Raw genomic sequence first — 26,855 nt, 5'->3', positions numbered from 1 at the left:
CAATCCAGCGCGGATCAATGTGGGAGCTGTCGAGCCCCGGCGAGGCTGCGATGGCGGCGGCATTGCCGATAGAGATGTCAACTGACCCACCGCTTTCGCAGCCTCGCTAAAGCTCGACAGCTCCCACAGTTGATTTGTGTTGCTGGGCAGATCGCGCATGACTCCAGAGCCAGCGACCTACCAAGATTCAACAAGCACCGCCGATTAAATGTGGGAGCTGTCGAGCCCCAGCGAGGCTGCGAAGGCGGCGGCATTGCCGATAGAGATTTCGGCTGACCCACCGCTTTCGCAGCCTCGCTAAAGCTCGACAGCTCCCACAGTTGATCTTTGGTGCCGAGTAGATTGCGCACGGCTCCCGATCCAGCGACCTACCAAGACCCAACTCACACCGCCGATTAAATGTGGGAGCTGTCGAGCCCCAGCGAGGCTGCGAAGGCGGCGGCATTGCCGATAGAGATGTCGACTGACCCACCGCTTTCGCAGCCTCGCTAAGGCTCGACAGCTCCCACAGTTGATCTTTGGTGCCGAGTAGATTGCGCACGGTTCCAGAGCCAGCGACCCACCAAGATCCAACAAGCACCGCCGATTAAATGTGGGAGCTGTCGAGCTTTAGCGAGGCTGCGAAGTCGGCGGCACTGCCGATAGAGATGTCGACTGACCCACCGCTTTCGCAGCCTCGCTAAAGCTCGACAGCTCCCACAGTTGATCTTTGGCGTTTTCAGCAGTCAGGCCGTCAACGGATCACTCTTCCTTGCGGTGCGCCCACTGATACAACGCCGGCAACACCAGCAAGGTCAGCAGTGTGGAAGAAATAATCCCGCCGATCACCACTGTCGCCAACGGGCGCTGCACTTCGGCGCCGGTGCCGGTGGCCAGGGCCATGGGGATGAACCCGAGGGATGCCACCAGCGCGGTCATCAACACTGGGCGCAGGCGGGTGAGCGCGCCTTCGTTGATGGCGACCGACAGCGAGCGCCCTTCCTCGCGCAGGTTGCGGATGAAGGCAATCATCACCAGGCCGTTCAGCACTGCCACGCCGGACAGCGCAATAAAGCCCACGCCCGCCGAGATCGACAGCGGAATATCGCGCAGCCACAGCGCCATGATCCCGCCGGTCAGCGCGAACGGAATCCCGGTAAACACCAGCAAGCCGTCCTTGAGGTTGTTGAACATCATGAACAGCAACCCCAACACCAGCAGCAACGCCACCGGCACCAAGATGCGCAGACGTTCGGAGGCTTCCTTCAGCTGTTCGAACTGCCCGCCCCAGGTGGTCCAGTAGCCCGCAGGCACTTTCACCTGAGCCGTGATGGCCGCTTCGGCCTCTTCGACAAACGAACCAATATCGCGCCCGCGCACGTTGGCGCTGACGATCACCAGACGCTTGCCGTTTTCACGGCTGATCTGGTTCGGGCCAAGGACCAAATCCAGGCTGGCAACCTGGGACAAGGCGATAAAACCCAACTGCCCGGACGCGTTGCCCGCCAGCGCCGGCACCGGAATCAACAGCCGCGACAGCCCGTCGATATCCGTGCGCAACGCGTCGGACAAACGCACGACCATGTCGAAACGCCGGTCGCCTTCGTACAACGTACCGGCCTGACGCCCACCCACCGCGACGGCTATGGTGTCCTGCACATCGCCCACATTCAGGCCAAAGCGCGCGGCCTTGTCGCGTTCGATATTAATGGTCAGCACCGGCAGGCCGGAGGTCTGTTCCACCTTCACTTCCGAAGCGCCATCAAGCGCTTGCAAGGTCTCGGCAATTTCCCCGGCGGTCTTGTTCAACACCGCCATGTCATCGCCGAACACCTTCACCGCCACATCGCTGCGCACCCCGGAAATCAGTTCGTTGAAACGCAGCTGGATCGGTTGCGAAAGCTCATACGCACTGCCCGGCACAATCGCACTGGCGCGCTGGATATCGGCGATCAGTGCCTCGCGGGATTTTTTCGGGTCCGGCCATTGGTCCTTCGGTTTCAGCATGACGTAGCTGTCGGAAATATTCGGCGGCATCGGGTCAGAAGCAATTTCCGCGGTGCCCGTGCGCGCGAACACTCGCTCGATTTCCGGCACCTGGGCCATCAAGGTTTTTTCCAACTGCTGCTGCATCTGCACCGACTGCGTAAGGCTGGTGCCCGGCACGCGCAGGGCCTGCTGGGCAAAATCCCCCTCACTCAGGCTGGGGATAAATTCGCTGCCCATGCGGCTGGCGACCAACCCCGACGCAACGATGGTCAGCACGGCCAAACCGAACACCAGCGGGCGGCGCGTCATCACCCAATCCAAAACCGGCGCATAGGCGCGACGCGCGGTGCGCATCACCAGGTTTTCTTCTTCCTTGACCTTGCCGGTCACAAACAGCGCAATCGCCGCCGGCACAAAAGTCACCGACAGGATCATCGCGCCGAGCAAGGCGATCACCACCGTGAAAGCCATCGGGTGGAACATTTTCCCGGCCACGCCCGTGAGGGCGAAGATCGGCAGGTACACGACCATGATGATCAACTGCCCGAAGATCAGCGCGCGCCGTGCTTCCTTTGCGGCCGCGAACACTTCATGCAGGCGCTCGCTGCGGGTCAACAGCCGCCCGTGACGTTGCTGCGCATGGGCCAAACGGCGGATGGCGTTCTCGACGATCACCACCGCGCCGTCAACGATAATGCCGAAGTCCAGCGCACCCAGGCTCATCAGGTTGGCGCTGACCTTGTTGGTAAACATGCCGGTAAAGGTGAACAACATTGCCAACGGAATCACCATCGCGGTGATCAGCGCGGCGCGGATGTTGCCGAGAAAAAGAAACAGCACCGCGACCACCAGCAGTGCACCTTCGAAGAGGTTTTTCTTCACGGTGGCGATGGCTTTTTCGACAAGGTTGGTGCGGTCGTACACCGTAACAGCCACCACGCCCTCGGGCAGCGAACGGTTGATCTCTTCAAGCTTTTTTGCCACCGCCAGGGACACGGTGCGGCTGTTTTCGCCGATCAACATGAACACCGTGCCCAGCACCACTTCACGGCCATTTTCGGTGGCAGCGCCTGTGCGCAACTCGCGGCCAATTTCGACTTGCGCGACGTTGCGGACCCGAATCGGCGTACCGTCCGAGCTGGTGATAACAATGTTGGCGATGTCGTCGATGGACGCCACTTGCCCCGGCGCACGGATCAACAGTTGCTCGCCGCTGCGCTCGATGTAACCGGCGCCGACGTTGGCGTTGTTGCGCTCCAGCGCCGTGACCAAATCACCCAGCGTCAGTTTGTAAGCCGCCAGCCGTTTGGGGTCTGGCGCAATCTGGTATTCCTTGGCGAAACCACCAATGGTGTTGATCTCGGCCACGCCCGGTACGTTGCGCAATTGCGGCTTGATGATCCAGTCCTGAATCACACGCAAATCCGTCGGCGTATAAGGCGTGCCGTCATCCTTTAGCGCGCCGTCCTCGGCCTCCACGGTCCACAAGAAAATCTCCCCAAGCCCGGTGGAGATCGGCCCCATCGCCGTCTCGATGCCCACGGGCAATTGCTCGCGAGCATTTTGCAGACGCTCGTTGACCAATTGGCGGGCGAAAAACAGGTCGGTGCCGTCCTTGAAAATCACCGTGACCTGGGACAAACCGGAGCGCGACAACGAACGCGTCTGCTGCAAACCTGGCAGCCCGGCCATGGCAGTTTCGATGGGAAAGGTAATGCGTTGCTCGGTCTCAAGCGGCGAAAACCCAGGCGCCGCGGAGTTGATTTGCACCTGCACATTGGTAATGTCGGGCACCGCGTCGATGGGCAGCTTCTGGTAACTGGCGATGCCAACACCGGCCATCAACAGCACCGCCAACAGCACGATGATGCGCTGCTCGATGGCAAATTGGATAAGGCGCTCAAACATGAAAAGTCACTCGCAGGATCAATGGGCGTGTTCGGCCGAGCCTTTGCCCAGTTCGGACTTGAGGATGAAGCTGCCGACGGTGGCCACCTGCGCGCCGGCGTCGAGCCCTTTGCGCACTTCGACGTAGCCGTTTTCACTCACGCCCAGTTCAAGGTGGCGGGTGATAAACCCGTCCGGCGCGCGCACGAATACCGAGGGTTTGTCCTCGACCGTCTGGATCGCGGTTTGCGGGACGGTGACCTTGGCCTGATAAGTGTCGGTGGCCACTTGTACCGTCACAAACAGCCCCGGGCGCCAGGCGTCGTCGGGGTTGGGCACGGTCACGCGCACGGTGGCGGTACGGGTCTGCTCGCCAAGCAAATTGCCGACGTAAGCCACTGTGCCGAGGACTTCGGTGCCCATTTCCGTGGAGCTGACTTTTACCGGTTTGCCGACGCGAACCTTGTTCAGGTCCTTGGGAAATACGCCGAAGGTGACCCACACCTGGGACAGGTCCGAGAGGGTAAAAGCGTTGCTGTTTTCGCTGACCACTTCGCCGACGCCGAGGTGTTTTTCCACCACGATGCCGGCGAACGGCGCGCGCAATTCATAGCGATTGCCACCCGCCGCTACCGCGCTGCCACTGAGGGCCGTCATCTTTTGGCGAGCGTTGTTCAGGGCGATTTCAGCTTCCTGCAAGGTCTGGCGCGCCAGCAGGTAATCCTGTTCGGCGGAGATCTCGTCTTTCCATAATTGGCGCTCGCGCTGGAACGTGGTGCGCGCCAGTTCAACCCGGCGTGCGCTGGCGGCGAGTTCGCTGCGCTGGTCGGAGATTTGCTGGCTGGAGATGATCGCCAGCACGTCACCCTTTTTCACCGCCTGGCCGAGGTTGACCTTCACCGACTCCACCACGCCTGCCGCACGCGGGACGATGTGCGAGGTGCGGTCTTCGTCGAACCGCACTTCACCGGGCAGCGTCAGCAAGGTGCTGATTGCGCGCGGTTGGGCCTGGGCGAGTTCAATGCCGGCCGCCTGGATTTGCTGTTCGGTGAGCTCGAGTGCGCCCTCTTCCTCGTCAGCCTTTACAACGCCTGACAGCATCAGGCCCAGGGCGATGGCAAGCGCCACGCCATGTTTATGGTTCATAGAAGACTCCTGGAAAAATCAAAAGCGGGCGAGGTCGCCGTAAATCCGTTCGATGCGCACCCAAGCGTCGGTGGCCTGGGCGGTCGAGGCGAGATATTGGGTGCGGGCCGCGATCAAGGTGCGCTGGGCGTCGAGTACGTCGATGAAGTTGAACTTGCCCAGTTCGAAGCCACGGGTGGCGCTGTCTACCGCGCGCTGGGCGGCGGGCAGGATGTGCTGATTGAAGGCGAGCACTTCGGTATTCGCGGTTTGCCACAGGTCCATGGCCTGGCGAATCTCGGTGCGCAGGCGCAATTCGGTGGCGTTGCGCAGGTCGCGGGACTGGTCTGCGCGGCGGCTGGCGGCGAGCACGTTGCCCTGGTTGCGGTTGAACAACGGGATTGGCATCGATACACCCACCAGGTTCACCCGCTCACGCACGCCTGCGTCGTATTGGCTGCCGACGGACACGTCGAGGTCGGGAATGCGCTGGGCTTTTTCCAGGCCGACGCCTGCTTCACTCTGCAGTATTTTCAGCTCAGCCAGGCGCAGCTCGGGGGTTTGCTCAAGGCGCGCCAGCAACTGCGCCGTCGGCGGCAAGGGAGGCGTCGTTGGGCTTTGCGTGGCCACGGCTTGAAAGTCCAGGTTCGCGCTGCCCGTGCTGGCCGCCAAGCGGCGATAAGCGTCAGTAAGGCCGATCTGCGCGCGGTTCAGTTCCAGGCGGATCTGCGACAGCTGCACCTGCGCGCGGGTCGCTTCCACCGGCGAGGATTTACCGGCGGTGACGCGCCCCTTCGCGACTACCAGCCCGCGCTCGGCCAAGGCCAGGGAGCGTTGCGCCAGTTCAAGCCGTTCCTGGGCACGAAGGGCGCCGTAGTAGCCGTCGATCACGTCTGCACGCAGGCCGTTTCGGCGCTGCTCCAACGTCAGTGCGGCGCCATCCTGGGCACGCTCGGCCACATCAATTCGCGCGCCACGTTTGCCGCCCAGTTCGAGGGTCTGGCTGAGCTTGATGGACGTGGTGCGCGAGTTGCGGCGCGTGTCTTCGGCATCCCAGGACGCCACAGGGTTGGGGATCAACCCTGCCTGCTGACGAGCGCCTCCGGCAATCTCGATTTCCCACTGCGCGGCCGCCAGGTCCGGGTTATTGGCGAAGGCGGTTTGCAGGGCTGAGTCGAGGGTGAGGGTTTGCGCCTGAGCGACGCTTGCGATCGCCCACACGGCCATCGCCCCCAACAGTGTTCTAACGGAAAGTGCCATAACGAGAGTTCCACGCCCTTGAAGTCGCTGAGGTTTCCCAGCGGGGGCAATGTAGCTTTCGGTACTTATCGGGGCGGTGGAGGGAAGATTACAAATCCGTCAGGCATGCACCTCATCATGGTCTTCGTGCTGAAAAACCTTGCCTTCAACCTGAGGGATGGCGTGGCTCTGTCCTGCACTCATGAAATGTCCTCGTGGTGAGTAGTCCGCTGATCATGGAGCTGTAGGCCAAATAACCGGGCACCGGTTGCAAACGTCTATTTGCCCGCCAACGCGCTGATAATTTGATCGCACCAAAATCGCACATGAGCACGCTCGGGCGGTTCTATCAGGTATGCTTTTCGAGCAGGAAACAAAAAGAAACATATTAGCCAACCTGTTCGATAAGGAGTCCCGTTTTGGAGTTATCGACTGCCGCGTGGATGGTTCACGACACCCGCCTCATGTTTTGTGTATTGCTGGCCATCGTCAGCATCATCGTGCTGATCAGCGCCACCAAGTTACCGCCGTTCCTGTCGATTCTGATCGGTACGTTTATCGCCGGCGTGGGCGCTGGCCTGCCACCGGAAGAGGTCGCCAAGGCCTTCAGTAAAGGCGCCGGGGCGATCCTCGGCGAAGCCGGGATTATCATTGCGCTGGGCGCGATGCTTGGCGCGCTGATGGCTGAATCCGGCGCGGCTGACCGCATTGCCACTACCCTGCTCGGGTTAGGCAAGGGCAAGTCATTGCCGTGGGTGATGGCGCTGGTGGCAATGGTGATTGGTTTGCCGCTGTTCTTCGAAGTCGGCCTGGTGATGATGGTGCCGATCATCTTCGTCATGGCCAAACGTTCGAACCAGCCACTGCTGAAAATCGCCATCCCGGCGCTGGCAGGCATGACCACCCTGCACGCCCTGATGCCGCCGCATCCAGGGCCGCTGATCGCAGTCAGCGCATTGCATGCCGACCTCGGCCTGACCATGTTGCTGGGTTTCTGCCTGGCGGTGCCGGCGGTGATTCTCGCCGGCCCGATCTACGGCAACTGGCTGTCCAAGCGCTTGCACGTGGATGAACCGGCCGACATCGGCGCACTGTTCAGTGCACCGCCCAAGGCGCCGCGCCAGCCGAGCTTCGGCGTGTCGTTGCTGATTATTTTGTTGCCGGTGATTCTGATGCTGGGCAGCACCTTGGCCAAGGTCGCCATGTCGCCGGAAAACCCGTTGACACTGACGTTGAAGTTCCTTGGTGAACCGCTGATCGCCCTCGGCCTGGCGGTGATCGCCGCCGTGATCTGCCTGGGCTGGGCCGCCGGCATGCCGCGTGCGGAAGTCGGCAACACCCTGCGTAAAGCCCTTGCGCCGATCGCCGTGCTGTTGCTGACCATCGGCGCCGGCGGCGGCCTCAAGCAAACCTTGCTGGACGCCGGCGTGAGCCAGGCCATCAGCAAGGTGGCCGAAGGCGCGCACATGCCGTACCTGCTGCTGGCCTGGCTGATCGCCGTGGCCCTGCGCCAGGCCACTGGCTCGGCAACCGTCGCCACGACCACCACGGCGGGCATTCTAGCGCCGATGATGGCGGGGCTGGCGGCGACGCAAAGTTCACTGATCGCGCTGGCGATTGGCGCAGGCTCGGTGTTCTTCTGCCACGTCAACGACGCCGGCTTCTGGATGGTGCGCGAGTACTTTGGCTTGCAGCTGAAACAGACGATTTGGGTGTGGTCGGTGTTACAGACCATCGTCTCCGTGGTCGGGCTGGTCGGCACGCTGTTGCTCTGGCACTTTTTGACTTAAAGCTCAGGCGGCCAAGGTGTGGCGCTTGCTGAACAGCGCCACACTCGCCACCCCCACCGCCCCCATCACCACGCAATAGCCCACGCAAATCCACGGGCTGGTCGGCATCAATGCAATCAACAGCAACGGCGTGGTGCTCGCCCACAGCGCGTAGGCAATGTTGTAGGTGAAGGAAATGCCCGACACCCGCACCTGCGCCGGGAACAGGCCGACCATCACCGATGGCACCGCGCCGACCACCCCGCAACTCAAGCCCGCTACGGCATATGCCGCGCCCAGCCAGACGCCGCCGTTGATCAGGCTCGCATACAACACCGCAATGCCCAGCGGCAGCAACAAACTGTAGACCAGCACCGCGCGCCAGGCGCCGATACGGTCCACCAAAAGGCCGGCGAGGACGCAGCCGATATTCAGGAAGACGATGCCCAAGGCGCTCAAGGCGAATGTGTGGCTGGGGCTCATGCCGAAGGTTTTTTGCATCATGGTCGGGGTGATGACGACGAGCACGACGACGGCGGAGGTGAGCACGCAGGTGAGGATCATCGCTGGCAGCAGCACGGCGCGGTGGTCGCGCAGCACGGTGCGCAGTGGCATTTCAGCGGAGGCTTGGCGGCGGGCCTGCATTTCGAGGAATACCGGGGTTTCGCTGAGCCAGCGCCGCAGCCATACGCCGATCACGCCGAACACGCCGCCGAGCAGGAAGGGCAAGCGCCAGGCGTAGTCGAGGATTTCGGCGGGGGTGAAGACTTGCGCCAGCAAGGTCGCGGTCAGCGCGCCGAGCAGGTAGCCGAATGTGAGGCCGGCTTGCAGGAAGCCCAAGGCGTAACCGCGATGGTTCCTTGGCGCGTGCTCGGCGACGAAGGTCCAGGCGCTCGGCACTTCACCGCCGACCGCCGCGCCTTGCAGCACGCGCAGCGCCAGCAGGATCAGCGGGGCGAAGTAACCGATGTGCGCGTATGTCGGCATGATCCCGATCAGCAGGCAGGGCAAGGCCATCATCAGGATGCTCAGGCTGAACACGCGCTTGCGCCCCAAGTGATCGGCGAAATGTGCCATCAGGATGCCGCCCAACGGTCGGGCCAGGTAGCCGGTGACGAAGATGCCGAAGCTTTGCAGCAGGCGCAGCCACTCGGGCATTTCCGGCGGGAAAAACAACTGGCTGAGCGTCAGCGCGAAAAACACAAAAATGATGAAGTCGTAGATTTCCAGAGCACCACCGAGGGCGGCCAGGCCCAGGGTTTTGTAGTCGGAGCGGGAAAAACGCTGCGCCTGTGGGGAAAAGGTGGCAGTCATGTAAAGGCTCGGCAGACAAACAAAATGGCGTGCAGGTTATGAGGTGAGCCAGATGATGGCAATCGCGGCCGATATATTTGTTTTCCTCATGGATCGATGAAGATAACTGCATTCCCATATCAATGGCCGTAGCGGAACATGCCGGAAAACTGCCATCACCCTAATAAATACAAGAGGTAGAACCTGTGGCCGATGCTATCGAAGAAAGCCGCTACGCCCTATTTGCCCTGCGTTGTTCCAACTTTGCCGAGCGCTGGTTTCCTGACTCCTGGGTATTCGCCGCCCTCGCCGTGATCATCGTCGCCGTGGCGACCCTGGGCATGGGCGCCGCGCCCACCGAAGCCGCCAAAGCCTTTGGCGACGGGTTCTGGAGCCTGATTCCGTTCACCATGCAGATGGCGTTTGTGGTGATCGGCGGTTACGTGGTGGCCAGCTCGCCGCCTGCGGTAAAACTGATCGACCGCCTGGCGCGAATCCCGAAAAACGGCCGCTCGGCAGTGGCGTGGGTCGCATTGATTTCCATGGTTGCGTCGTTGCTGAACTGGGGCTTGTCCCTGGTGTTCGGCGGTTTGCTGGTGCGCGCGCTGGCCCGTCGCACGGATTTGCGCATGGATTACCGCGCCGCCGGTGCCGCGGCTTACTGGGGCTTGGCGCGGTATGGGCGCTGGGGCTGTCGTCGTCGGCTGCGCAGTTGCAGGCCAACCCGGCGAGCTTGCCGCCGTCGATCCTGTCGATCACCGGGATGATCCCGTTCACCGAGACCATCTTCCTGTGGCAATCCGGCGTGCTGTTGCTGGCGCTGATTGTGGTGTCGTTGATCATCGCCTACGCCACCGCGCCCGGCCCGAACAGCGCGCGTGACGCCAAGGCTTGCGGCGTCGACCCGGCGTTCAACCTGCCCAAGATACAAGCGCCGACCCGCCCGGGCGAATGGCTGGAACACAGCCCGTTGTTGACCATTTTGCTGGCATTACTGGCAGCCGGCTGGCTGTTTCATGAGTTCTCGACCAAGCCGGCGATCAGCGCCATCTCGGGGCTGAACACCTATAACTTTCTGTTCATCATGGTCGGCGCGCTGCTGCACTGGCGCCCGCGCAGCTTCCTGGATGCGGTGGCCCGCGCGGTGCCGACCACCACCGGCGTGCTGATTCAGTTCCCACTGTACGGTTCGATCGCCGCGCTGATGACCGTGGTCAAGGGCGGTGACGGCCAGACCCTGGCGCACCATATCTCGCTGTTCTTCACCTCCATCGCCTCCCACGACACCTATGCCTTATTGATGGGCGTGTATTCGGCGGTACTCGGCTTCTTTATCCCCTCGGGTGGCGGCAAGTGGATCATCGAAGCGCCTTACGTGATGCAAGTCGCCAATGACCTGCAATATCACCTGGGCTGGGCGGTGCAGATCTATAACGCGGCCGAGGCGCTGCCGAACCTGATCAACCCGTTTTACATGCTCCCATTGCTGGGAGTGTTGGGGTTGAAGGCGCGGGACTTGATTGGTTTTTCGTTTGTGCAATTGCTGGTGCACACGCCGCTGGTGCTGTTTCTGCTGTGGGCGCTGGGGACGACGTTGAAGTATTTGCCGCCGGTGATGCCGTAGTCGGAAAATCACGCATCTGTTATTGCAGCAGATGCCTTCAGCCTGGAGCGCCCGGAAGGTGCTCCAGCAATTCAGGCAATGCGGTTTGAATTGTGTCCCACACCACGTCGAGGTTGATATCAAAATAACCGTGGGCAATCCGGTTGCGCATGCCACGCATGCTACGCCAAGGGATTTGAGCATGACCCTCGGCGAAGTCGGTGTACTGATCCATGATCTTGGTAGAGGCCTCGCCGATGATGACAAGGCTCATGACCACCGCTTGTTGGGTGCGCCGGTCCTCCAGAAACTCCTCTTTACTCAAGCCTTCAACAAAGCTGATTGCGTCCACGGTGGCTTGCCTGATGTGATCGAGGTAATCGCCAAGGCGACTGGCTGTCATACCGGCCGAGCCTCTGCCAGCACTTTCGCTCGAAACTTCAATGGCAAATCGGCAGGTGTGAGTAAGTCGACATTGACCCCGAGCAGGTCCTCAAGCTCAACCTGAAGGCCGCCGAGATCAAAAAGCGTAGTGCCCGGCGGCGCATCCACCAGAAGGTCGAGATCACTGCCTTCCTGATCGGTACCCTGCAAGACCGAGCCGAACACTCTTGGGTTTGAAATACGAAAACGGCCCACGACTTCTCTGACGGCGGCGCGTTGCAGATCAAGGGCGGTTGAAGGTTTCACGGTTCACCTCGCAAGGTCCATTATCGGATCAGTCTAGCAGCGCCGGAGCCACCTCGACACCGCTGCGTGATCACGCCACTGTCTTCGTTCCGTCACATTCCATTGCTACCGTCCTGCGGAAATATCTTGAAACAACCACCCTGCAGGAACTCCCAGCCATGAGCGACGAGCACGAAGACCGCCCTTCCGCCGATTCCGTCAGCCCACCACCGGTGGACAGCAGCCGCCGTCGGTTTCTGGGGGGCGCGGCGGTGTTGGGGGTCGGCGCGACCTTGAGTGCCTGCGGCAATACCAGCGAAGCGCCGGGCAAACCGGTGGTGCGGCCGCTCACACCACAAGAGCTCGATAAGGCACTGCGCGAGCAGGTGAAAACCGTGGTGGTGATCTACGCCGAGAATCGCAGCTTCAACAACCTGTTTGCGGACTTCCCCGGCGTGGAGAAACCCCTGTCGGCGCTGTCGGCGACCGACACTCAGCAACGCGACCGCGATGGCAGCCTGCTGACCACGTTGCCGCCGGTCTGGGGCGGCGTGTTGCAAGTCGGCCCGCAAAGTGTGGACGGGGTGACTTACCCCAGCGAAGTGCAATTTCAGGAAAACCTGCCCAACGCTCCGTTCGCCCTCAAGGGCCCGAACGCCGAAGACCTGCCGTTGAGCCTGGTCACCCGCGATTTGTGGCACGTGTTCTATCAAAACCAGATGCAGATCAATGGCGGCAAGAACGACAACTTTGTTGCCTGGGCCGATTCCGGCGGTTTGGTGATGGGCCATTACGCCCAAAGCCGTTATGCCCTGCGCCTGTGGGATGTGGCCAAGGAGTTTGTGCTGTGCGACAACTTCTTCCAGGGTGCCTTTGGTGGCTCCTTCCTTAATCACCAATACTTGATCAGCGCCACCGCGCCGTTTTACCCGAATGCCGCGCAGTCCGTCGCCAAGGCCCAGATCGCCACGCTGCAAAGTGATGACCCGACCGACCCGCGCCTCAAGCCGCTGGATAAATCCCCGGCGAGCGCGATGACCGGCCCCCCGCAGTTCGGCCCGAGCGCCCTGACTCCGGACGGCTACGGCGTGAATACCCTGGCCCCGCCCTACTGGCCGACCTGGATTCGTGACCCGGAAAACCCGGATTACTCCAAACCTGACCTGCCCAACGTGCTGGTGCCGCAAACCCACGAACACATTGGCGACAAACTGTCGAAAAAGAATATCGACTGGGCCTGGTACGCCGGGGCATGGCAAGCGACGCTGGATCAGTTCAAGGATTCGGGTGGCATTCCAAAGATCCCGAACTTCCAGTACCACCATCAGCCGTTCAACTACTTCAAGAAACAGGGGCCGGAAAACCGCGCCGAACGTGACAAGCGCCTGCGCGATGGCGGTTTGGGCGATGAGTCGAGCACCAACAAATTCTTCGCCGACGCCCAGGCCGGCAAGCTGCCCGCCGTGAGTTTCTACAAGCCCCAGGGCAACCTGAATATGCACGCCGGTTACGCCGACGTCGCCTCGGGCGATCGCCATATCGCTCGCGCGTTGAAAGTGCTGCAGGAAAGCCCGCAGTGGAAAAACATGGTGGTGGTGGTGACGGTTGATGAAAACGGCGGCTGGTGGGACCACGTCGCACCGCCAAAAGGCGACCGTTGGGGCCCAGGCACGCGCGTTCCGGCGCTCGTCGTGTCGCCGTTTGCGCGCAAAGGCACGGTGGACCACACGGTTTACGACACCGCGTCGATCCTGCGGTTAATTACCCGGGTGTTCCAGCTGGAGACACTGGACGGCCTCAAGCAGCGCGATGACGCGATGCGCGCTCGAGGCCAGCAGCCGATGGGTGATCTGAGCAACGCTTTGCAGTTCAATCTGTAGGGTTTCTTATCCAATAACGACACGTTCAGCGATTTAGCACGCGGTTTTCCTGGTCAACCGCTACTGTGTGCAAGTGGGCTTTCATCCCGCGCAGACGGGCTTTCGCTGACAAGGAATTAAGTATGTTCAAACCGACCCGGTTGTTTTTCACAGTGGCCGCACTGCTGGCCAGTGCGGTCGTACAGGCCGACATCGAAGTGCCACTGGGCAGCACGCAACGCGTCACCCAGCTGTTCGCGTTTCCCAATAATTGCAATGTGATCTGCTTTCGGCCGTGGACGCTGGAACAAACCGCCGAGCATTACTTGACCCAAAGCCTGCAGCGTGACGGTTACAGCCGCGCCAAAGTCAGCGTGAAAACCCATGACGGGCAGGTGTCGGCAACGTTTACCGGAGTGCCCGACAGCTACGGCCAGCCCTTGACTGCGCTGCTCAATACCGCAGACCTGGCGTATCAAGGCGCCAGCAAGCTCAACAGCGACGGCAAATGGGCCTACAACTGGTACCTGTTCCTGCCGCTGGGCATGGCCCTGGAAAACCGTAAAAGTATTGAGCTGCTGCACTTTCCGCCGGATTATTCGTTGACCCAGGCCCAGGACTATCTGGAATCGGCCACCACCGACCGCTGGGCAAGCTTGCTCACCGACAATGGCATCCCGGCCACCGAAACACCGGCTTACCAGACCATCATCGATATCGCGCCGATTGCTGCGCCGTCCAACGCGGGCAAGGATCTGGAAACCGTCTATAGCTACTTCACCGACTACCAGACGCGCATGGTCAAGGAGCTGAGCCTGCAAGCCAACGCTTCATTGCCGATGGTGGCGTTCGGCGCACCGGTGCGCAATTGGATCAAGCAGCAGTACGGCCAGACGGTGAACGTACTGAGCCTGGCGCAAATCAGCCCGGCGGCGGGCAGAAGCGTGTCGGTGCTGGGCGCCAATCACCCGAGTTACATCTGGTACGCGGCGGACCCGGCGAACTATGACGATAACGAGCAAAAGGCCGACGAAGCAGGCTTGAAAGTGATGGGCCAGGATTTGAGTGCTGCCTGCTGGCAAGGCGGGATGGGGCAGAAACCGGCCAGCGATCCGAATGTGCTACTCAAGGCCTGCATGAACACCTGGCAAGTCACGCGCAAGGAACAGACCTGTGAGTTGTTCTATACCTCGGTGCGTCACCTGACGCCGGAACAAGCCAATGCCAAATGCGCCACGCCGGTTATAAAAACTCAATTGAAACAGCTGAAGGATGCCGCGCCAGCGCCCGCAATCACCGCGCCAGCACTTTGAGTCGCACAAAAAAAAGCCGATATCTACTGTCAATGTTGACAGTAGATATCGGCGGTCTCTTCAGCGAGTCTTGAATCGGGCCCACCCGCTGCAAGACTGGCAATCACTCCCCATACGCAGGTCGATGCAGCCCAACCAGGGAGAGTTATGAAAACTCAAGCCATGGATACGGCTACCAGCGCTGACAGTGAAAACGACAGTCTTTACCCCTTCGCAACCACGCTCGTCGAGTCAGGCTACCCCTCGATGCGCCAGTTTGAGGTCGTGCGCGACCAAAACGGTGAAACCGTTGGTATCAAATCCCGCGTCGATTTCGACAACCGCAGCCTCATCGCCAGGGTATTCGGCTATGCCTTGAACGACTGCCGCCCTCATACCTTCCAGATATCCACACGAATTCGGCTGTATGACCCTTGGTTCTGCGGCCAACTGCGCCATTCCTGTGAGCCGAACCTGTATTTCGACACCGCTTACCTGCAGCTCTGGTCAGTCATGCCGATCGCGGCCAACACCTGGTTGACCATTGATTTCGCCAAGACTGGCAGCGTCCTGCCCCGACAGTTCGCCTGCCAATGCGGCTGTGAGATCTGTCGGGGCTGGATCAAAGGCCCTGAGGAAGAACTGAGCCAGGAAGGCTACTTGTTCTTTCAACAGCAGGGCTGCCTCAGCGGGCCTTAAGCCTCACCCAACGGGCGCAGGCGATACTGCGGCGGCAACTGCTCAAAGCCACTGATGGTTGTGTTCAAGCTCTTCCAGCGGCCATCCTTGATGCCGTAGATGCAGCCATGAATCGACAGGTTCTGCCCACGGTGCCAGGCGTTTTGCACAATGCTGGTGTGGCCGACGTTGGCCACCTGCTGAATCACGTTCAACTCGCAGAGGCGGTCTACTTGCTCTTCTTCGGTCGGCAACTGGGCCAATACCTCGCGGTTTTCGTAATACAGGTCGCGGATGGTGCGCAGCCAGCCGTCGATCAAGCCAAACTGGCGGTCCTGCATCGAGGCGCGCACGCCGCCACAGCCATAATGGCCGGTGACGAGGATGTGTTTGACCTTGAGCACGTCCACCGCGTACTGGATCACCGACAGGCAATTGAGGTCGGTGTGCAGCACCACGTTGGCCACGTTGCGGTGCACGAACAGATCGCCCGGCAGCATGCCGACGATTTCGTTGGCCGGTACGCGTGCATCGGAGCAGCCGATCCACAGGTATTCCGGGGTTTGCTGGCGGGCGAGCTTGGCGAAGAATTCGGGATCTTCCTGTTTGATCGCATCCGCCCAGCGTTCGTTGTTATCAAGCAGGTCTTGTAGTTCGTTCATCAGGGAAAGCCTCAGGAATGATGCGCAGTTTTGTGACTGACAACCTCGCTTGCAGGTCACGCCCAACGCAAATTAGCTTGAATTTTTGGGGCGCACAGCCTGTCCACACACTATAAGCCCCACAGTATGAGGATTGGCCATGACTGAATCACGACGCCCTTTTGGCGCTACACAGCCCGAACCGATTGATGATAACGAAGACCGCATGGGTTCGATGCGCGAGCTGGATTTTGACGAACCCGATCAAACGGCTGAGATAGGCGATGAAATCCCGTCTCGCGAGCGCGAGCACCTGATGCCTGACGAACGGGTACGCGAAGCCGGGCTGACCGGCGCGTCGACGGATGATCACCATCCCACCGACGATGATTTGAGCCCGGAAACGCTGATCCTTGAAGATGGCGCGCGGGATGCTCGGGAGGCAGGTGAAGACGGTCCTGCGGATTATGACTTGAGCATCGTCGATGAAGACGAGATTGGCGGCGGCAATGGGCTGGATGAAGCCGAACTGGCGGATCTCGACCCGGTAGACGGCAACCGCTGAAAAAACGCGGTTCAAATGTGGGAGCGGGCTTGCTCGCGAAAGCGGAGTGTCAGTCGACCGATATCTTGACTGACACACCGCTTTCGCGAGCAAGCCCGCTCCCACATTTGGATTTGTGGTTAATCCACCAAGGTGCAGGCCATGACAACCGCATCTTCGCGGCCACCAACGGCGGGGTAATAATCGCGACGCCGGCCGATTTCGTTGAAACCATACCGCTCGTACAAGCGAAACGCGCCAGTATTGCTGTCACGCAGCTCCAGGAAACATTCCCGCGCATTGGCGGCATACGCCCGCGACATCAAGTGCTCCAGCAGCGCCAGGCCAAGGCCACGGCCCTGGTTCTCCGGCTTGACGGTGATATTCAGCAAATGCGCTTCATCAAGGATGATCTGCACTACGCCGTGCCCCACTTGCTGTTCGCCTTCAAACATCAGCCAGATTTGGTACTTGCCCAGCCCGTCGAGAAATATCCCACGGGTCCAGGGATGGCTGAACGCTGCGTATTCGATTTTCAGCACGGCGTCGAGGTCAGCCTCGGTCATCGGGCGGAAGGTTAAAGCCTCACTCATCGGTTGTTTTCCAGCGCGCCATCAGCCGGCGCATGGCTTGCCAGACATCAGCCTTACGCTGTGGCTCTTCCATTAATAATTCCAGGCCCGGCAGGGCCCAGACCGAGCCCAGGCCTTCTACCTGCAGTTCGCGGTACCAGGCTTCGGCATTCGCTTCGCCGGCGAAACGCACGGCGGGCAGGCCGATCAGCCACAGGCACACGCAGGGTTCGTCTTCCAGGCGTGCCGACACAAAGCCTTGCACGAAATCTCGCGCGGCTTCCGGGCCCTGGTCCATGGTGCCGCGCGTCAGCAACGGCCAGCGAACCGGGTCACCGATGATTTGCGGGCTGTCGGGCAGGCCGGCGGCGCGCAGCATGTCTTTGAGCAGCATGTAGGCCGGGTCGCGGGTCTGGAAACGTTCGCCGGTGGGCAGTTCCACCAGCAGCAGGCAACGCCCGGCCCGCAGCAATTGCAGGGCGAAGCGCGGCGGCGGCACCACGACGGCCTTGGCCACCGGAGCAGCCTTTTCAACCTCTGCCGCTTTGGCGATGGGCGACGGGCGCGGTACTTCGATCTTCGCCCGCTCTACCACAGGGCGCACTTCGGGCGCGGGCTTGACCACCGCCACCGGCGCAGCCGCCTCCTCCCCCGACACCATGATGGCCTCATAGGGCTCGAGCGCTTCCAGCAGCTCGGGCCGCGACGGGGCGGCAAACGGCAGTTCGGTGCGGGGCAGCCAGTTGACCACCTGCATGGCGGTCAAGTAAGCGCGACGTCGGGACTCGATAAGCACAGCTCGGCCACTTGTGGATAAGTTAAGAGCGGGGATTCTACCGCTGTTCGGCCACAATCGCCCACTGCGCACTGACCGGCTGTGGATAAATCCCAGTCCCGATGCAGTACAATCGCGACTTTTAATCGCCAACCAGCCGGCCATTCCGATGATCGAACCCAAGCGCGTCTTGCGCGCCCTCGCCGAACACTGGGCCCTGCTTGAGCCACTGTGCGAACACTTCGACCAAGGCACGTTGAGCCTGAGCGAATTGCGCGCACAACTGGCGGCCCAACAACTGGACAGCACGCCACAGGACATCACCAGCCTGCTGGACGTGTGGATTCGCCTGGATATCCTGGTGCCTGTCGCCAAGAGCCCGAACCGTTTCGAGCTCAACGCGCAGATCCACGACTTCCTCGCCTATCTTCGCAAGGAGCACCGGCTTGGCCTGTGCCTGGAAATCGAAGCCTACCTGCGCCACCTTGAGCGCTTGGCGGGTTATATCCAGGACGCTTTTGACATCCGTGATGGCCACGACCTCGCCCGCCAACTGCGCTTGCTGGATATGCGCGTACGGGACGTGCTGAAAAAACTCGCCAACGATGAGCAAGCGCTCGCGGCCGTGGCCGACCGCGCCAAGACCAGCGACCGGCAGATCCCGTTGCGCCAGCGATACGCCGAAGTGCTGGCGACCTGGGACGAATACGTCGAACCTATGATCCAGTTGGTGAACGCCGACGGCGCTTTCGAGCAAGGCGTGCGCAAGGTCGAGAACGTGCTGCTGCGCATGCTCACCGAGCAACAGCGCCTCGGCCATTTGGTTGACGACGACATGCTGCTGCGCACCCACGCGCGCATCCTTGAAATGCAGACCAGCGCCCAGTTGACCTTGCGCCATGCCCGCGAACTGCTGTTGCCGTTGCGTGAAGAAGCACGCCGGCATAACGCCGTAACCCGTGGCGCGGCACTGGCCCTGTCGGCGATTCGTCGTAAGGGGTTGGACGCGGTGCCGCAAGCGGCCATGCCGATGTTCACGCGACCGCAAAGCACCTTCCTCGGCAGCGCGAGCCAGGTGGAAGCCTATGTGTATGCCCTGGCGAATTTCGAGCCGAAACCGGCGCGTTTCCCCAAAGCACACAAATCCCACAAGGGCGAAGCCCCGCGTGCACCGCGTACGGTCAAGGAAATGCTCGAGCGCTGCGAAGACGCACTGCCGATGCCGGACCTGATGAGCTGGCTGCTGGAGCAGGAGCCGGACGGCGCCACCGACGAATTGCTGTACTGGTTCTCGCGGCTCTCGCGTGAAAAACGCTTCAAGCGCGAACGCCTGGAACGCCGCGATTACCACACACACGAGCATCAGGTCAGCCTGCGCTCATTCGCCCTGCTCCCGGCCAGCAGCGACGCCGCCGAGAATTCCGCGAGTATCCCTCATGCATCTTGATCTATCCGAACTGTCCCAGCTGGCGCCGATCTTTCGCGAGCTGTTCAAGGGTTACCACGTCAGCCGCCGCGACCCGGAGCTGTACGCGCAACTGTCGAACTTCCAGGACCAGTACCGCACGCTGTTCAAGGCCCTGGGCTTTGAGCTGGTGTGCGATACCCGTGGCTTCTACTACTTTGTGCCGGATTCCGCGATTGCCAGCGCGCAGGTGAACAAGACCGCGCAGCGCCTGGCGTTATTCACCTTCATCATCGTTGAGCATTTGGCCGACCAGGGCCGCGACCCGATCGCCGTGCTTGATGGTGGCAGCCTGGGCCGCGATGAGTTGCCGTCGTTGCTGGAGAAATACCGCGACCTGTTTATCCAGGCCGAGGTGCAGACCCAGGAAGAACTCGAAGAAAAAATCATGCGCCGCATGACCCAATTGGGCTTTGCCAGCGAAGACAACGGCATTTATCGCTTCCTGCCGCCGATGCACCGCTTCCTCGACGTGTGCCTGTCGGTGCAACAAGACCGCGACCTCGCGGCCAGCGTGCACAGCGTGTTGCCACTGCCGGCGCCGGTGATCATCGACGAAGACAGCGATGAAAAATTGCTGAAAACCGATGACCCGCTGGATCTGAGTGACTTCGAAGAAGAAAGCGAAGAAGACGCCATGGCCCGCGCCATTGCCGAAGAACAGGAGACCGATGCATGAGCAAGGAACGCTACGGCATCCGCCGCTTCGCCCTATTGAACACCGCCGGTTACAGCCTGGGTTTGTTCCCGCTGGAAGAACCGCTGTCGGTGTATGGCGCGAACAACCTGGGTAAATCCGCATCGATCAACGCCTTGCAGTTCCCGATTCTGGCGCGCATGTCGGACATGAGTTTCGGCAAGTACACGCTGGAGCAATCGCGGCGTTTCTACTTTGCCACCGACACCAGCTACATCCTCGTGGAAGTGTCCCTGCCCCACGGCCCGCACGTGATCGGCGTGGTCGGTCGCGGCCCGGGCGGCGGTTTTGGTCACCAGTTCTTTGCCTATGCCGGCAAGCTGGACCTGGCGCATTACCAGAAGAACGACACCTGCCTGCGTCAGAAAGAGCTGTTCACCAACCTTGAGCGCGAAGGCCTGAAAGCCTACGAACTCAAGCCGGATGAGCTGCGCCGTTTGCTGGTGGGCGGCCACACGTCGATCCCGCTGGACCTGACCCTGATTCCGCTGCGCTCCACCAGCGAGCAGAGCCTGAAGACTTTCCGCGCGCTGTTTATCAACCTGCTGCACATGCGCGAAATCACCGCGGCCAAGCTCAAGCAATTGTTCCTGGATGCGTTCGAACACAGCCTGCGTTCCGGCAGTGTCGATTACATCGCCGCGTGCGAAGAAGCCTTCCGCGATGTACGACGCATGGAACAGGACTACAACGCGCTGGTCGCCGCCGGGCCGTTGGTGGAAGCCTTGGCCAACGGTGTTCGCCAGCGTGACAGCCTGCGCGGCAAGCTGCATCGCCTGTCGCCGCTGCTGGATTCGTTGCTGGGCACGTGGTCGGACTACGCCGGTGCGCGCAAGGAAGAGCTGACCATTCAGGCCGAGCATTACCGTAACGAGCAGGACACGCTGCAGAACGATCAGCGCGGTGGCACCCAGGAGCTGATGCGCCTGGAGCGCGAAATCAGCGGCATCCAGCGTTGGCTGGGCGAGTTGTCGGTGCTCAAGCATCGCTTTGCGTTGGTGGATAACGTCAACGTGCTGGAGCAGCAACTGCTGGCGGCCAAGGATGCTCACGATGAATTGGCCGGCGCCCTGGCGCAGTCGCGACAGTTCAGCGCCGAGGATTTGGACGAGCGTTTGCGCGACCTGGAAAAACGCCTGAAGTCGGTCAAGCAGCAGCTCGACCACGCGGATAACAACAGCTACGCCAAACTGCGCGAGGAATTCTCGCAGCCGGATGTCGAGCGTCTGATGCGCCTGTTCAACAGTTCGTTGTTCAGCCTGCCGCTCGGCGCACATGGCATCACGCTGGACGAGGAAGGCCTGTGGGTTAAATCCCTGGAGCAAATCCTCGATGGCTTCAAGGGCGAGCGTTTTGAAGTGCCGGGGCTGTCTATCGATATCTCGCACATCGAGCCGCCTGCGCTGCAAGCCCTGGCCGATCGCGCGGCATTGCGCGATCAAAAAGAGCGTCTGGAAAAAGAACTCAAGCAGCTCAAGACTCAACAGGCTGTAGCCTCGGACCGCGCCGCGAGCAAGACCCAGACCGAAGCGCTGTACCAGCAAGTGCTGGACGCGCAGAAGGCGCTGGAAGATTTCCGCCGTGCGCAAACCCTGAGCGCCGAAGAAGGCGAGAAGCTGGAAAACCTGGCGCAGATGGAAGCCGCGCAGGACGAGTTGAAGCGCTCCAGCGATGCGTTTACCGAACGCGTGCAGCAACTGTCGGCCAAGCTGCAACTGGTCGGCCGTCAAATTGCCGATATGGAAGCCAAGCAACGTACGCTGGATGACGCGCTGCGCCGTCGTCAGCTACTGCCGGCAGACTTGCCGTTCGGCACGCCGTTCATGGACCCGGTCGACGATTCCATGGACAACCTGCTGCCGCTGCTCAATGACTATCAGGACAGCTGGCAGGGCTTGCTGCGTGCGGATGGCCAGATCGAGGCGCTGTACGCTCAGGTGCGCCTCAAGGGCGTGGCCAAGTTCGACAGCGAGGACGACGTGGAGCGTCGCTTGCAACTGCTGATCAACGCGTATGCGCACCGTACCGACGAGGCGCTGACCCTCGGCAAGGCGCGCCGTGCGGCGGTCACCGATATCGCGCGGACCCTGCGTAATATTCGCAGCGACTACGACAGCCTTGAGCATCAACTGGCGTTGTTCAACCGCGAGATCAACAAACGTCAGGTGTCCAACCTGCAAAGCTTCCGCATTGTGCTGGCGCCGAACAAGGAAGCCCTCAAGCATATCGACCAGATTATTCACAGTGCCGGTCAGTATGAAGAAGGCGAAACCCTCTCGGTGTTCGACCTCAGCCAGAGCGCCGAGCAAGACAACAAGAACGAAGAGGCCAAGGAATACCTGGCCCGCCTCGTGGCGGCCAACCATAACCAGCTGGGCCTCAAGGATTTGTTCGAACTGGCGTTCGAGATCACCAAGGTCAACGGCCAGCCGATTATTCATACCGACATCGATGGTGCAGCCTCCAACGGCACCACCATGACCATCAAGGCGCTGACCAACATGTATTTGTTGCTGCACTTGATGGACCGCGACCAGGCCGGGCGTGTGCGTTTGCCGTACTACCTCGATGAGGCGGCGGACATCGACGAGAAGAATCAGGCGGCGTTGCTGGAAACCAGTTTGCAACTGGGCTTTGTGCCGATTCTGGCGAGTGTGAAACCGCAGGTGTCGGCGCAGGTGGCGATCGACCTTGAAGGTGGTAGCGGGCCTAATGGGATCTACATTGATGAGGCGGACTGGAAGTACATTCGTCGTCACGATGCGGTGAAGGCGACAGTCAATGTGCAGGCAGATGAACCGGAGCTGGATGAGGTCTGACGTGTTTCGCTGAAATGCAAAAAGGCCCCTGGGTGAGAATCCAGGGGCCTTTTTTGATGTCTGTGCCGGCCTCTTCGCGAGCAAGCCCGCTCCCACATTCGACCGCGTTTTTACATGATAAACGCGATCAAATGTGGGAGCGGGCTTGCTCGCGAAGGACGCACCTCGGTTTATTTGCCGAGTGGGATCTTGGGCGCCCAAGTGAGCCATTCATCTTCGAACTTGTCGAACAGCGGGAAAGTTTGCTGTGGCCGAGCGACGTTGCCCATTCGTTCACCTTCAGGCGTGGCGAAAGCAATGCCGCCGGCGACTAATGTCTCCAAAGACTCGGTGCGAACCGTCGCGCCTTTGAACAGGCCGAAGTCGAGGCCAAAGCCGCTGGTATTCCAGAAGCGGCTGCCACTGCGCACCAACGCTGCGTACTTGGGCTCGATCAGGATGTGGATCAGTACGCGGTCGGCAGTCTGGCCCAGCTCGTAGCCGGTGACTTTACCCACGGTGACTTCGCGGTAGGTGACCGGAACGCCTTCCTTCAACGAGCCACGGCGGGCAGCGCTGAGCACTAACCTCAGGCCTTCTTCTTGTTGGTCGGCCTTCGGCGGCTGGTCCAGCGCAACGAAGCTCTTTTGTGGACCGGCATTTTTTGTCGCTGGCTGCACTTCGATGTACTGCCCAGTGACCAGGGTTTCCAGGTTGGACGTTTTCATCAAGCCCAGTTCGGGCTTGACCACCCAGAACTGGCTGCCAGCGCGCGCGATACGGTCCGCGACTTGGGTGATGCGCGCCTTGAGCATCACTGATTGCATGTCCGCGCTGAGGTCGACGCTTTCGATCTTGCCCACGTCCAGCCCCTTGAATCGAACCGGAGAGCCGGCGCGCAAACCATCGGCACGATCAACCTTGATGGTCACCAGCGTGCCATGTTGATTAGCGGCATCGCGATCGGCAAACAGACGGAAACGCGGAATGCGTTTTTTCAGCGGCACGTTCGGTTCCGGGGTTTCGAAGGCAATACCGCCGGCCATCAAGCTGGCGAGGGATTCACTCTTCACCTGGATGCCGCCGGTGAGTCCGCCGGTCAGGGTGACTCCGCTGGCATTCCAGAAGCGCGTCGAGCCATTGACCAGGTTTTCGTACTCCTTCTCGATGTGAACGCCGATCACCAGTTGCTTGTTTTTACGCGAGAACTGGTAGCTCTGCACCGAGCCGACTTTGACCTGCTTGTAGAGAATCGGGCTGCCGACATCCAGGGAGCCCAGGTTATCGGTGAGCAGCACCATGTGCAGGCCCGGCGAGCGTAGGTCCAACGGAGGAGCCTTGGCACGGGCCACGTATTCACGCGCCGGCGCGGTGCCTTTGTCGCCGGGACGAATAGCGATGTAGTTGCCCTTCACCAGCGCCTCAAGCCCAGTGATGCCTGCCAGGGAAATCGACGGCTTGACCACCCAGAATTGGGTGTCTTGCACCAGGTAGTCTTCGGCCAATGGGTCGAGCGTCAGTTCGGCGTTGGCGCTCGACAGATCCGGGTTGATCTTCAGCGTCTTCAGGCTCCCCACCTGGATACCTTTGTACATCACCGGGGTGCGCCCGGCCTGCAGGCCTTCGAAGTCGGTGAGTTTGACCTTGACCTTGAGACCTGCGGCGGCGGCATCGAAGTCTTCGTACAAGCGGAACGGCAGGCTCGGGTCAGTCGGCGGGCTGTCTTTGTGATTCTCCGGCGTGGCGAAGGCGATACCGCCGGCGACGATACTGGACAGCGATTCGCTGCGCACCTTTACGCCGGACAGGTTGGCGTCGATGCTGATGCCGCTGGCGTTCCAGAAACGCGTCTGTTTGCGCACCAGCTTGGCGTAAGTCGGTTCGATGTAGACCTTGATCTCGACGGTGCTCTGGTCTTCGGAAAGCAGATAGCTTTTGACCTGGCCAACCTGGATCTGTTTGTAAAACACCGGGCTGCCACGGTTTAACGAACCAAGCCGGTCAGCCTTGAGGGTCAAGTGCAGGCCAGGTTTGGCGTCGGATAACGGTGGCTCTTCGGAGAGTGCCTTGAATTTGCGCGTGGGCTCACCGTCACCAGGGCTGGCGGCGATGTAGTTACCCGAAACGAGGGTTTCAAGGCCGGTGATGCCGGCGAGGGTCACGCTGGGTTTTACCAGCCAGAAACGCGTGTTGGTCTTAAGGTATTGCTCCACGTCCTTGTTCATTTCGATGGTGGCGATCACCCCGCGATTATTGCCCTCGTCGTCCAGGGCCAAGGTTTTGACCTTGCCCACAGGCATGCCTTTGTAGACCACTTCAGTCTTGTTGGCCTGTATGCCTTCACCGCTTTCAAAGCGGACCTGAATCTCGAGACCTTGCTGGGAATAGGCGCGCCATCCCAACCAGCCACCGATGATCAGGGCGATCAGGGGCAACACCCAAATGGCCGACCAGTTGGAAGCCGGGCGGGTTTTAGCTTTAGGCAAATCACTCATGGTCGTCGTCCGACTCCGTGTTATCCCAAATCAGTCGGGGATCGAAAGTTACTGCGGCAAGCATCGTCAAGATCACCACACTGGCGAATGCTGCCGCGCCGAGATTAGCCTCGACGCTGGCAAGTCGCCCAAAGTTTACGACCGCCACCAGGATGGCGATCACGAAGATATCCAGCATGGACCAGCGGCCAATGAATTCGATAAAGCGGTACATCACAATGCGTTGTTGTGCGGACAGCGGTTGGTGACGCTGCACCGAGAACAGCAGCAAGCCAATGCCGACCAGCTTGAAGGTAGGCACCAGGATACTGGCGATGAACACCACTGCAGCGATGGGGTACATGCCGTGCTGCGCCAACTGGATCACGCCGGCCATGATGGTACTGGGATCGCCCTGGCCCAGGGAATTGACGGTCATGATTGGCAACAAATTGGCAGGGATATACAGAATCGCGGCGGTGACCAGCAACGCCCAGGTGCGCACGAGACTGTTGGGGCGACGGGCATGAATCAGTGCACCGCAACGGGTGCAGAGTTGTTCGTCGGTATCCGGCTCCCGCTTGTTGAGCTCATGACACTCGGTACACACCAGAATGCCTGCATCAATCGCCCGCATGATCATTATCCCCAGACAGCGCCTGCCAAATTTGATGGGGCGACATGACCACCTCCAGCAGTACCTGGACCATTAGCAAACTGATAAAACAGAACAGGCCCAAGCTAACCGTGATGGACGCCATATCAGCGAGCTTAACGATCGCGACGAGCACGCCCATCAGGTAAACCTCCAACATCCCCCAGTCTTTGAGGTGATGGTAAATGCGGTAGAGCAACAACCCATAGCTGCGACCGACCTTCCAGCGAATGCTGAGCAGCACTGCCAATTGGCAGAGCAACTTGAGCAGGGGAATGCCCATGCTGCACAGGAATACGACGATCGCGACGCCTTGCATGCCGGTGTCGAACAGACCAACCACGCCACTCCATACGGTGTCCTCCGAGGTCTGCCCGAGTAGATTGAGCTGCATGATGGGTAAAAAGTTCGCAGGGATGTACATCAACAAGGCGGCAATAACCAAGGCGAGACTGCGCTCCACGACATTGTGGCGGTGAGCATAGAGCTCATAACCGCAGCGTGGGCATTGGGCCTTTTCACCTCGGGCAAGCGCGGGTTTGCGCATCAGCAAATCGCACTCATGGCATGCCACCAGGTCATCCAGAGGTAAATCCGACACCTCAAGGGTATCAACCGGATCGGGCATATATAGGGCTCTGACTCTAAAAAAGGTTAGGTACCTATTCTAGTGTTCTGGTTCAGAAATAACTGTGCAAATTTGTCAGGGAGCGTTGACGATATTTTCCGACCGCCCAAAACAAAACCCCTGTTTGCGTTAGCAAACAGGGGTTTCGGAATTTAATCTTGACGATGACCTACTCTCACATGGGGAAACCCCACACTACCATCGGCGATGCATCGTTTCACTAC

20 protein-coding genes and 1 pseudogene are annotated in these 26,855 nt (G+C 60.4%); 9 read left to right on the top strand and 12 right to left on the bottom strand.

The window, feature by feature from the left end; all coding sequences use genetic code 11:
* Nucleotides 1-741: 741 nt before the first annotated feature.
* Genes Q7C20_RS05165 through Q7C20_RS05155 form a run of 3 tightly spaced genes read right to left on the bottom strand, consistent with a single transcriptional unit; the run spans nt 742 to nt 6,240 of the window.
* Entirely contained in the window at nt 742-3,876 is a 3,135-nt protein-coding gene (locus Q7C20_RS05165) for a CusA/CzcA family heavy metal efflux RND transporter (protein ID WP_375065999.1), read from the bottom strand.
* Nucleotides 3,877-3,894: 18 nt separating this feature from the next.
* Nucleotides 3,895-5,001 carry an efflux RND transporter periplasmic adaptor subunit gene (locus tag Q7C20_RS05160; RefSeq protein WP_375065997.1) on the bottom strand — a complete coding sequence of 369 codons (1,107 nt, stop codon included), beginning with the start codon at nt 4,999-5,001 and terminating at the stop codon, nt 3,895-3,897.
* 18 nt (nt 5,002-5,019) lie between these two features.
* Complete coding sequence (locus Q7C20_RS05155) at nt 5,020-6,240, bottom strand: TolC family protein (RefSeq protein WP_375065995.1); 1,221 nt, start codon at nt 6,238-6,240, stop codon at nt 5,020-5,022.
* Between the two features lie 398 nt (nt 6,241-6,638).
* Between Q7C20_RS05155 and Q7C20_RS05150 the strand changes: the two genes are divergently transcribed.
* Nucleotides 6,639-8,009, top strand: coding sequence for a gluconate:H+ symporter (locus tag Q7C20_RS05150; RefSeq protein WP_375065994.1), 1,371 nt, complete (start codon nt 6,639-6,641; stop codon nt 8,007-8,009).
* 3 nt (nt 8,010-8,012) lie between these two features.
* Here Q7C20_RS05150 and Q7C20_RS05145 read toward each other — a convergent pair whose 3' ends face one another.
* Entirely contained in the window at nt 8,013-9,302 is a 1,290-nt protein-coding gene (locus Q7C20_RS05145; protein WP_375065992.1) for an MFS transporter, read from the bottom strand.
* A gap of 185 nt (nt 9,303-9,487) precedes the next feature.
* On the opposite strand from Q7C20_RS05145, the pseudogene Q7C20_RS05140 reads away from it, so the two are divergent.
* A pseudogene (locus Q7C20_RS05140) lies at nt 9,488-10,905 on the top strand (short-chain fatty acid transporter).
* Between the two features lie 37 nt (nt 10,906-10,942).
* On the opposite strand, the gene Q7C20_RS05135 reads toward Q7C20_RS05140, so the two are convergent.
* Both Q7C20_RS05135 and Q7C20_RS05130 read right to left on the bottom strand, forming a co-directional pair.
* Nucleotides 10,943-11,287 (bottom strand): DUF86 domain-containing protein, encoded by a 345-nt coding sequence (locus Q7C20_RS05135; protein WP_375065990.1) that lies wholly within the window; start codon nt 11,285-11,287, stop codon nt 10,943-10,945.
* Nucleotides 11,284-11,574, bottom strand: coding sequence for a nucleotidyltransferase family protein (locus Q7C20_RS05130; RefSeq protein ID WP_348060079.1), 291 nt, complete (start codon nt 11,572-11,574; stop codon nt 11,284-11,286). The genes Q7C20_RS05135 and Q7C20_RS05130 overlap by 4 nt, the downstream gene beginning before the upstream one ends.
* A gap of 158 nt (nt 11,575-11,732) precedes the next feature.
* Between Q7C20_RS05130 and acpA the strand changes: the two genes are divergently transcribed.
* From acpA to Q7C20_RS05115, 3 genes are all read left to right on the top strand, one after another.
* Nucleotides 11,733-13,433 (top strand): acid phosphatase, encoded by a 1,701-nt coding sequence (gene acpA / locus Q7C20_RS05125; RefSeq protein ID WP_375065987.1) that lies wholly within the window; start codon nt 11,733-11,735, stop codon nt 13,431-13,433.
* Nucleotides 13,434-13,555: 122 nt separating this feature from the next.
* Nucleotides 13,556-14,725, top strand: coding sequence for a hypothetical protein (locus Q7C20_RS05120; RefSeq protein WP_375065985.1), 1,170 nt, complete (start codon nt 13,556-13,558; stop codon nt 14,723-14,725).
* A 147-nt stretch (nt 14,726-14,872) separates the two neighbouring features.
* Nucleotides 14,873-15,403 (top strand): SET domain-containing protein-lysine N-methyltransferase, encoded by a 531-nt coding sequence (locus tag Q7C20_RS05115; RefSeq protein ID WP_348060073.1) that lies wholly within the window; start codon nt 14,873-14,875, stop codon nt 15,401-15,403.
* Here the strand turns inward: Q7C20_RS05115 and can are convergent.
* Complete coding sequence (gene can, locus Q7C20_RS05110; protein ID WP_348060071.1) at nt 15,400-16,044, bottom strand: carbonate dehydratase; 645 nt, start codon at nt 16,042-16,044, stop codon at nt 15,400-15,402. The genes Q7C20_RS05115 and can overlap by 4 nt on opposite strands.
* Before the next feature lie 139 nt (nt 16,045-16,183).
* Between can and Q7C20_RS05105 the strand changes: the two genes are divergently transcribed.
* Nucleotides 16,184-16,588: a serine kinase/phosphatase gene (locus tag Q7C20_RS05105; protein ID WP_375065983.1), complete on the top strand. Its 405-nt coding sequence runs from the start codon at nt 16,184-16,186 to the stop codon at nt 16,586-16,588.
* A 119-nt stretch (nt 16,589-16,707) separates the two neighbouring features.
* Here the strand turns inward: Q7C20_RS05105 and rimI are convergent, their stop codons facing one another.
* Together rimI and Q7C20_RS05095 are read right to left on the bottom strand one after the other, a co-directional pair.
* The gene (gene rimI / locus Q7C20_RS05100) at nt 16,708-17,160 is read right to left on the bottom strand and encodes a ribosomal protein S18-alanine N-acetyltransferase (RefSeq protein ID WP_375065981.1); all 453 of its coding nucleotides are present in this window, start codon (nt 17,158-17,160) and stop codon (nt 16,708-16,710) included.
* Nucleotides 17,153-17,896: an energy transducer TonB gene (locus Q7C20_RS05095; RefSeq protein WP_375066438.1), complete on the bottom strand. Its 744-nt coding sequence runs from the start codon at nt 17,894-17,896 to the stop codon at nt 17,153-17,155. The genes rimI and Q7C20_RS05095 overlap by 8 nt, the downstream gene beginning before the upstream one ends.
* 187 nt (nt 17,897-18,083) lie before the next feature.
* Between Q7C20_RS05095 and mksB the strand changes: the two genes are divergently transcribed.
* Genes mksB through mksF form a run of 3 tightly spaced genes read left to right on the top strand, consistent with a single transcriptional unit; the run spans nt 18,084 to nt 22,895 of the window.
* Nucleotides 18,084-19,361, top strand: a complete 1,278-nt coding sequence (gene mksB / locus Q7C20_RS05090) for an Mks condensin complex protein MksB (protein WP_375065979.1) — start codon at nt 18,084-18,086, stop codon at nt 19,359-19,361.
* Nucleotides 19,351-20,058: an Mks condensin complex protein MksE gene (gene mksE / locus Q7C20_RS05085; protein ID WP_048724390.1), complete on the top strand. Its 708-nt coding sequence runs from the start codon at nt 19,351-19,353 to the stop codon at nt 20,056-20,058. The genes mksB and mksE overlap by 11 nt, the downstream gene beginning before the upstream one ends.
* Nucleotides 20,055-22,895, top strand: a complete 2,841-nt coding sequence (gene mksF, locus Q7C20_RS05080; protein WP_375065976.1) for an Mks condensin complex protein MksF — start codon at nt 20,055-20,057, stop codon at nt 22,893-22,895. Before mksE ends, mksF begins: the two co-directional genes overlap by 4 nt.
* Before the next feature lie 170 nt (nt 22,896-23,065).
* On the opposite strand, the gene Q7C20_RS05075 is transcribed toward mksF, so the two are convergent.
* Genes Q7C20_RS05075 through Q7C20_RS05065 form a run of 3 tightly spaced genes read right to left on the bottom strand, consistent with a single transcriptional unit; the run spans nt 23,066 to nt 26,631 of the window.
* Nucleotides 23,066-25,369, bottom strand: a complete 2,304-nt coding sequence (locus Q7C20_RS05075; RefSeq protein WP_375065974.1) for an MlaD family protein — start codon at nt 25,367-25,369, stop codon at nt 23,066-23,068.
* Nucleotides 25,362-25,985 carry a paraquat-inducible protein A gene (locus tag Q7C20_RS05070; protein ID WP_375065972.1) on the bottom strand — a complete coding sequence of 208 codons (624 nt, stop codon included), beginning with the start codon at nt 25,983-25,985 and terminating at the stop codon, nt 25,362-25,364. The genes Q7C20_RS05075 and Q7C20_RS05070 overlap by 8 nt, the downstream gene beginning before the upstream one ends.
* Nucleotides 25,972-26,631, bottom strand: coding sequence for a paraquat-inducible protein A (locus Q7C20_RS05065; RefSeq protein ID WP_375065970.1), 660 nt, complete (start codon nt 26,629-26,631; stop codon nt 25,972-25,974). The genes Q7C20_RS05070 and Q7C20_RS05065 overlap by 14 nt, the downstream gene beginning before the upstream one ends.
* Nucleotides 26,632-26,855 lie beyond the last annotated feature (224 nt).

It is taken from the genome of Pseudomonas sp. AMR01 (genome assembly GCF_041946035.1).
GTDB lineage: Bacteria > Pseudomonadota > Gammaproteobacteria > Pseudomonadales > Pseudomonadaceae > Aquipseudomonas > Aquipseudomonas antarctica_B.
This window is presented reverse-complemented; position numbering and strand designations above follow the sequence as displayed.

Excerpts from the sequence above, each read along its gene's own strand:
- Q7C20_RS05135 (WP_375065990.1), bottom strand. The coding sequence starts at position 11,287 with ATGACAGCCAGTCGCCTTGGCGATTACCTCGATCACATCAGGCAAGCC.
- rimI (WP_375065981.1), bottom strand. The coding sequence starts at position 17,160 with ATGAGTGAGGCTTTAACCTTCCGCCCGATGACCGAGGCTGACCTCGAC.
- Q7C20_RS05120 (WP_375065985.1), top strand. The coding sequence starts at position 13,556 with ATGTTCAAACCGACCCGGTTGTTTTTCACAGTGGCCGCACTGCTGGCC.
- Q7C20_RS05115 (WP_348060073.1), top strand. The coding sequence starts at position 14,873 with ATGAAAACTCAAGCCATGGATACGGCTACCAGCGCTGACAGTGAAAAC.
- mksB (WP_375065979.1), top strand. The coding sequence starts at position 18,084 with ATGATCGAACCCAAGCGCGTCTTGCGCGCCCTCGCCGAACACTGGGCC.
- Q7C20_RS05160 (WP_375065997.1), bottom strand. The coding sequence starts at position 5,001 with ATGAACCATAAACATGGCGTGGCGCTTGCCATCGCCCTGGGCCTGATG.
- Q7C20_RS05095 (WP_375066438.1), bottom strand. The coding sequence starts at position 17,896 with ATGCAGGTGGTCAACTGGCTGCCCCGCACCGAACTGCCGTTTGCCGCC.
- Q7C20_RS05075 (WP_375065974.1), bottom strand. The coding sequence starts at position 25,369 with ATGAGTGATTTGCCTAAAGCTAAAACCCGCCCGGCTTCCAACTGGTCG.
- Q7C20_RS05145 (WP_375065992.1), bottom strand. The coding sequence starts at position 9,302 with ATGACTGCCACCTTTTCCCCACAGGCGCAGCGTTTTTCCCGCTCCGAC.
- Q7C20_RS05070 (WP_375065972.1), bottom strand. The coding sequence starts at position 25,985 with ATGCGGGCGATTGATGCAGGCATTCTGGTGTGTACCGAGTGTCATGAG.
- Q7C20_RS05105 (WP_375065983.1), top strand. The coding sequence starts at position 16,184 with ATGACTGAATCACGACGCCCTTTTGGCGCTACACAGCCCGAACCGATT.
- can (WP_348060071.1), bottom strand. The coding sequence starts at position 16,044 with ATGAACGAACTACAAGACCTGCTTGATAACAACGAACGCTGGGCGGAT.
- mksE (WP_048724390.1), top strand. The coding sequence starts at position 19,351 with ATGCATCTTGATCTATCCGAACTGTCCCAGCTGGCGCCGATCTTTCGC.
- Q7C20_RS05165 (WP_375065999.1), bottom strand. The coding sequence starts at position 3,876 with ATGTTTGAGCGCCTTATCCAATTTGCCATCGAGCAGCGCATCATCGTG.
- Q7C20_RS05155 (WP_375065995.1), bottom strand. The coding sequence starts at position 6,240 with ATGGCACTTTCCGTTAGAACACTGTTGGGGGCGATGGCCGTGTGGGCG.
- Q7C20_RS05065 (WP_375065970.1), bottom strand. The coding sequence starts at position 26,631 with ATGCCCGATCCGGTTGATACCCTTGAGGTGTCGGATTTACCTCTGGAT.
- acpA (WP_375065987.1), top strand. The coding sequence starts at position 11,733 with ATGAGCGACGAGCACGAAGACCGCCCTTCCGCCGATTCCGTCAGCCCA.
- mksF (WP_375065976.1), top strand. The coding sequence starts at position 20,055 with ATGAGCAAGGAACGCTACGGCATCCGCCGCTTCGCCCTATTGAACACC.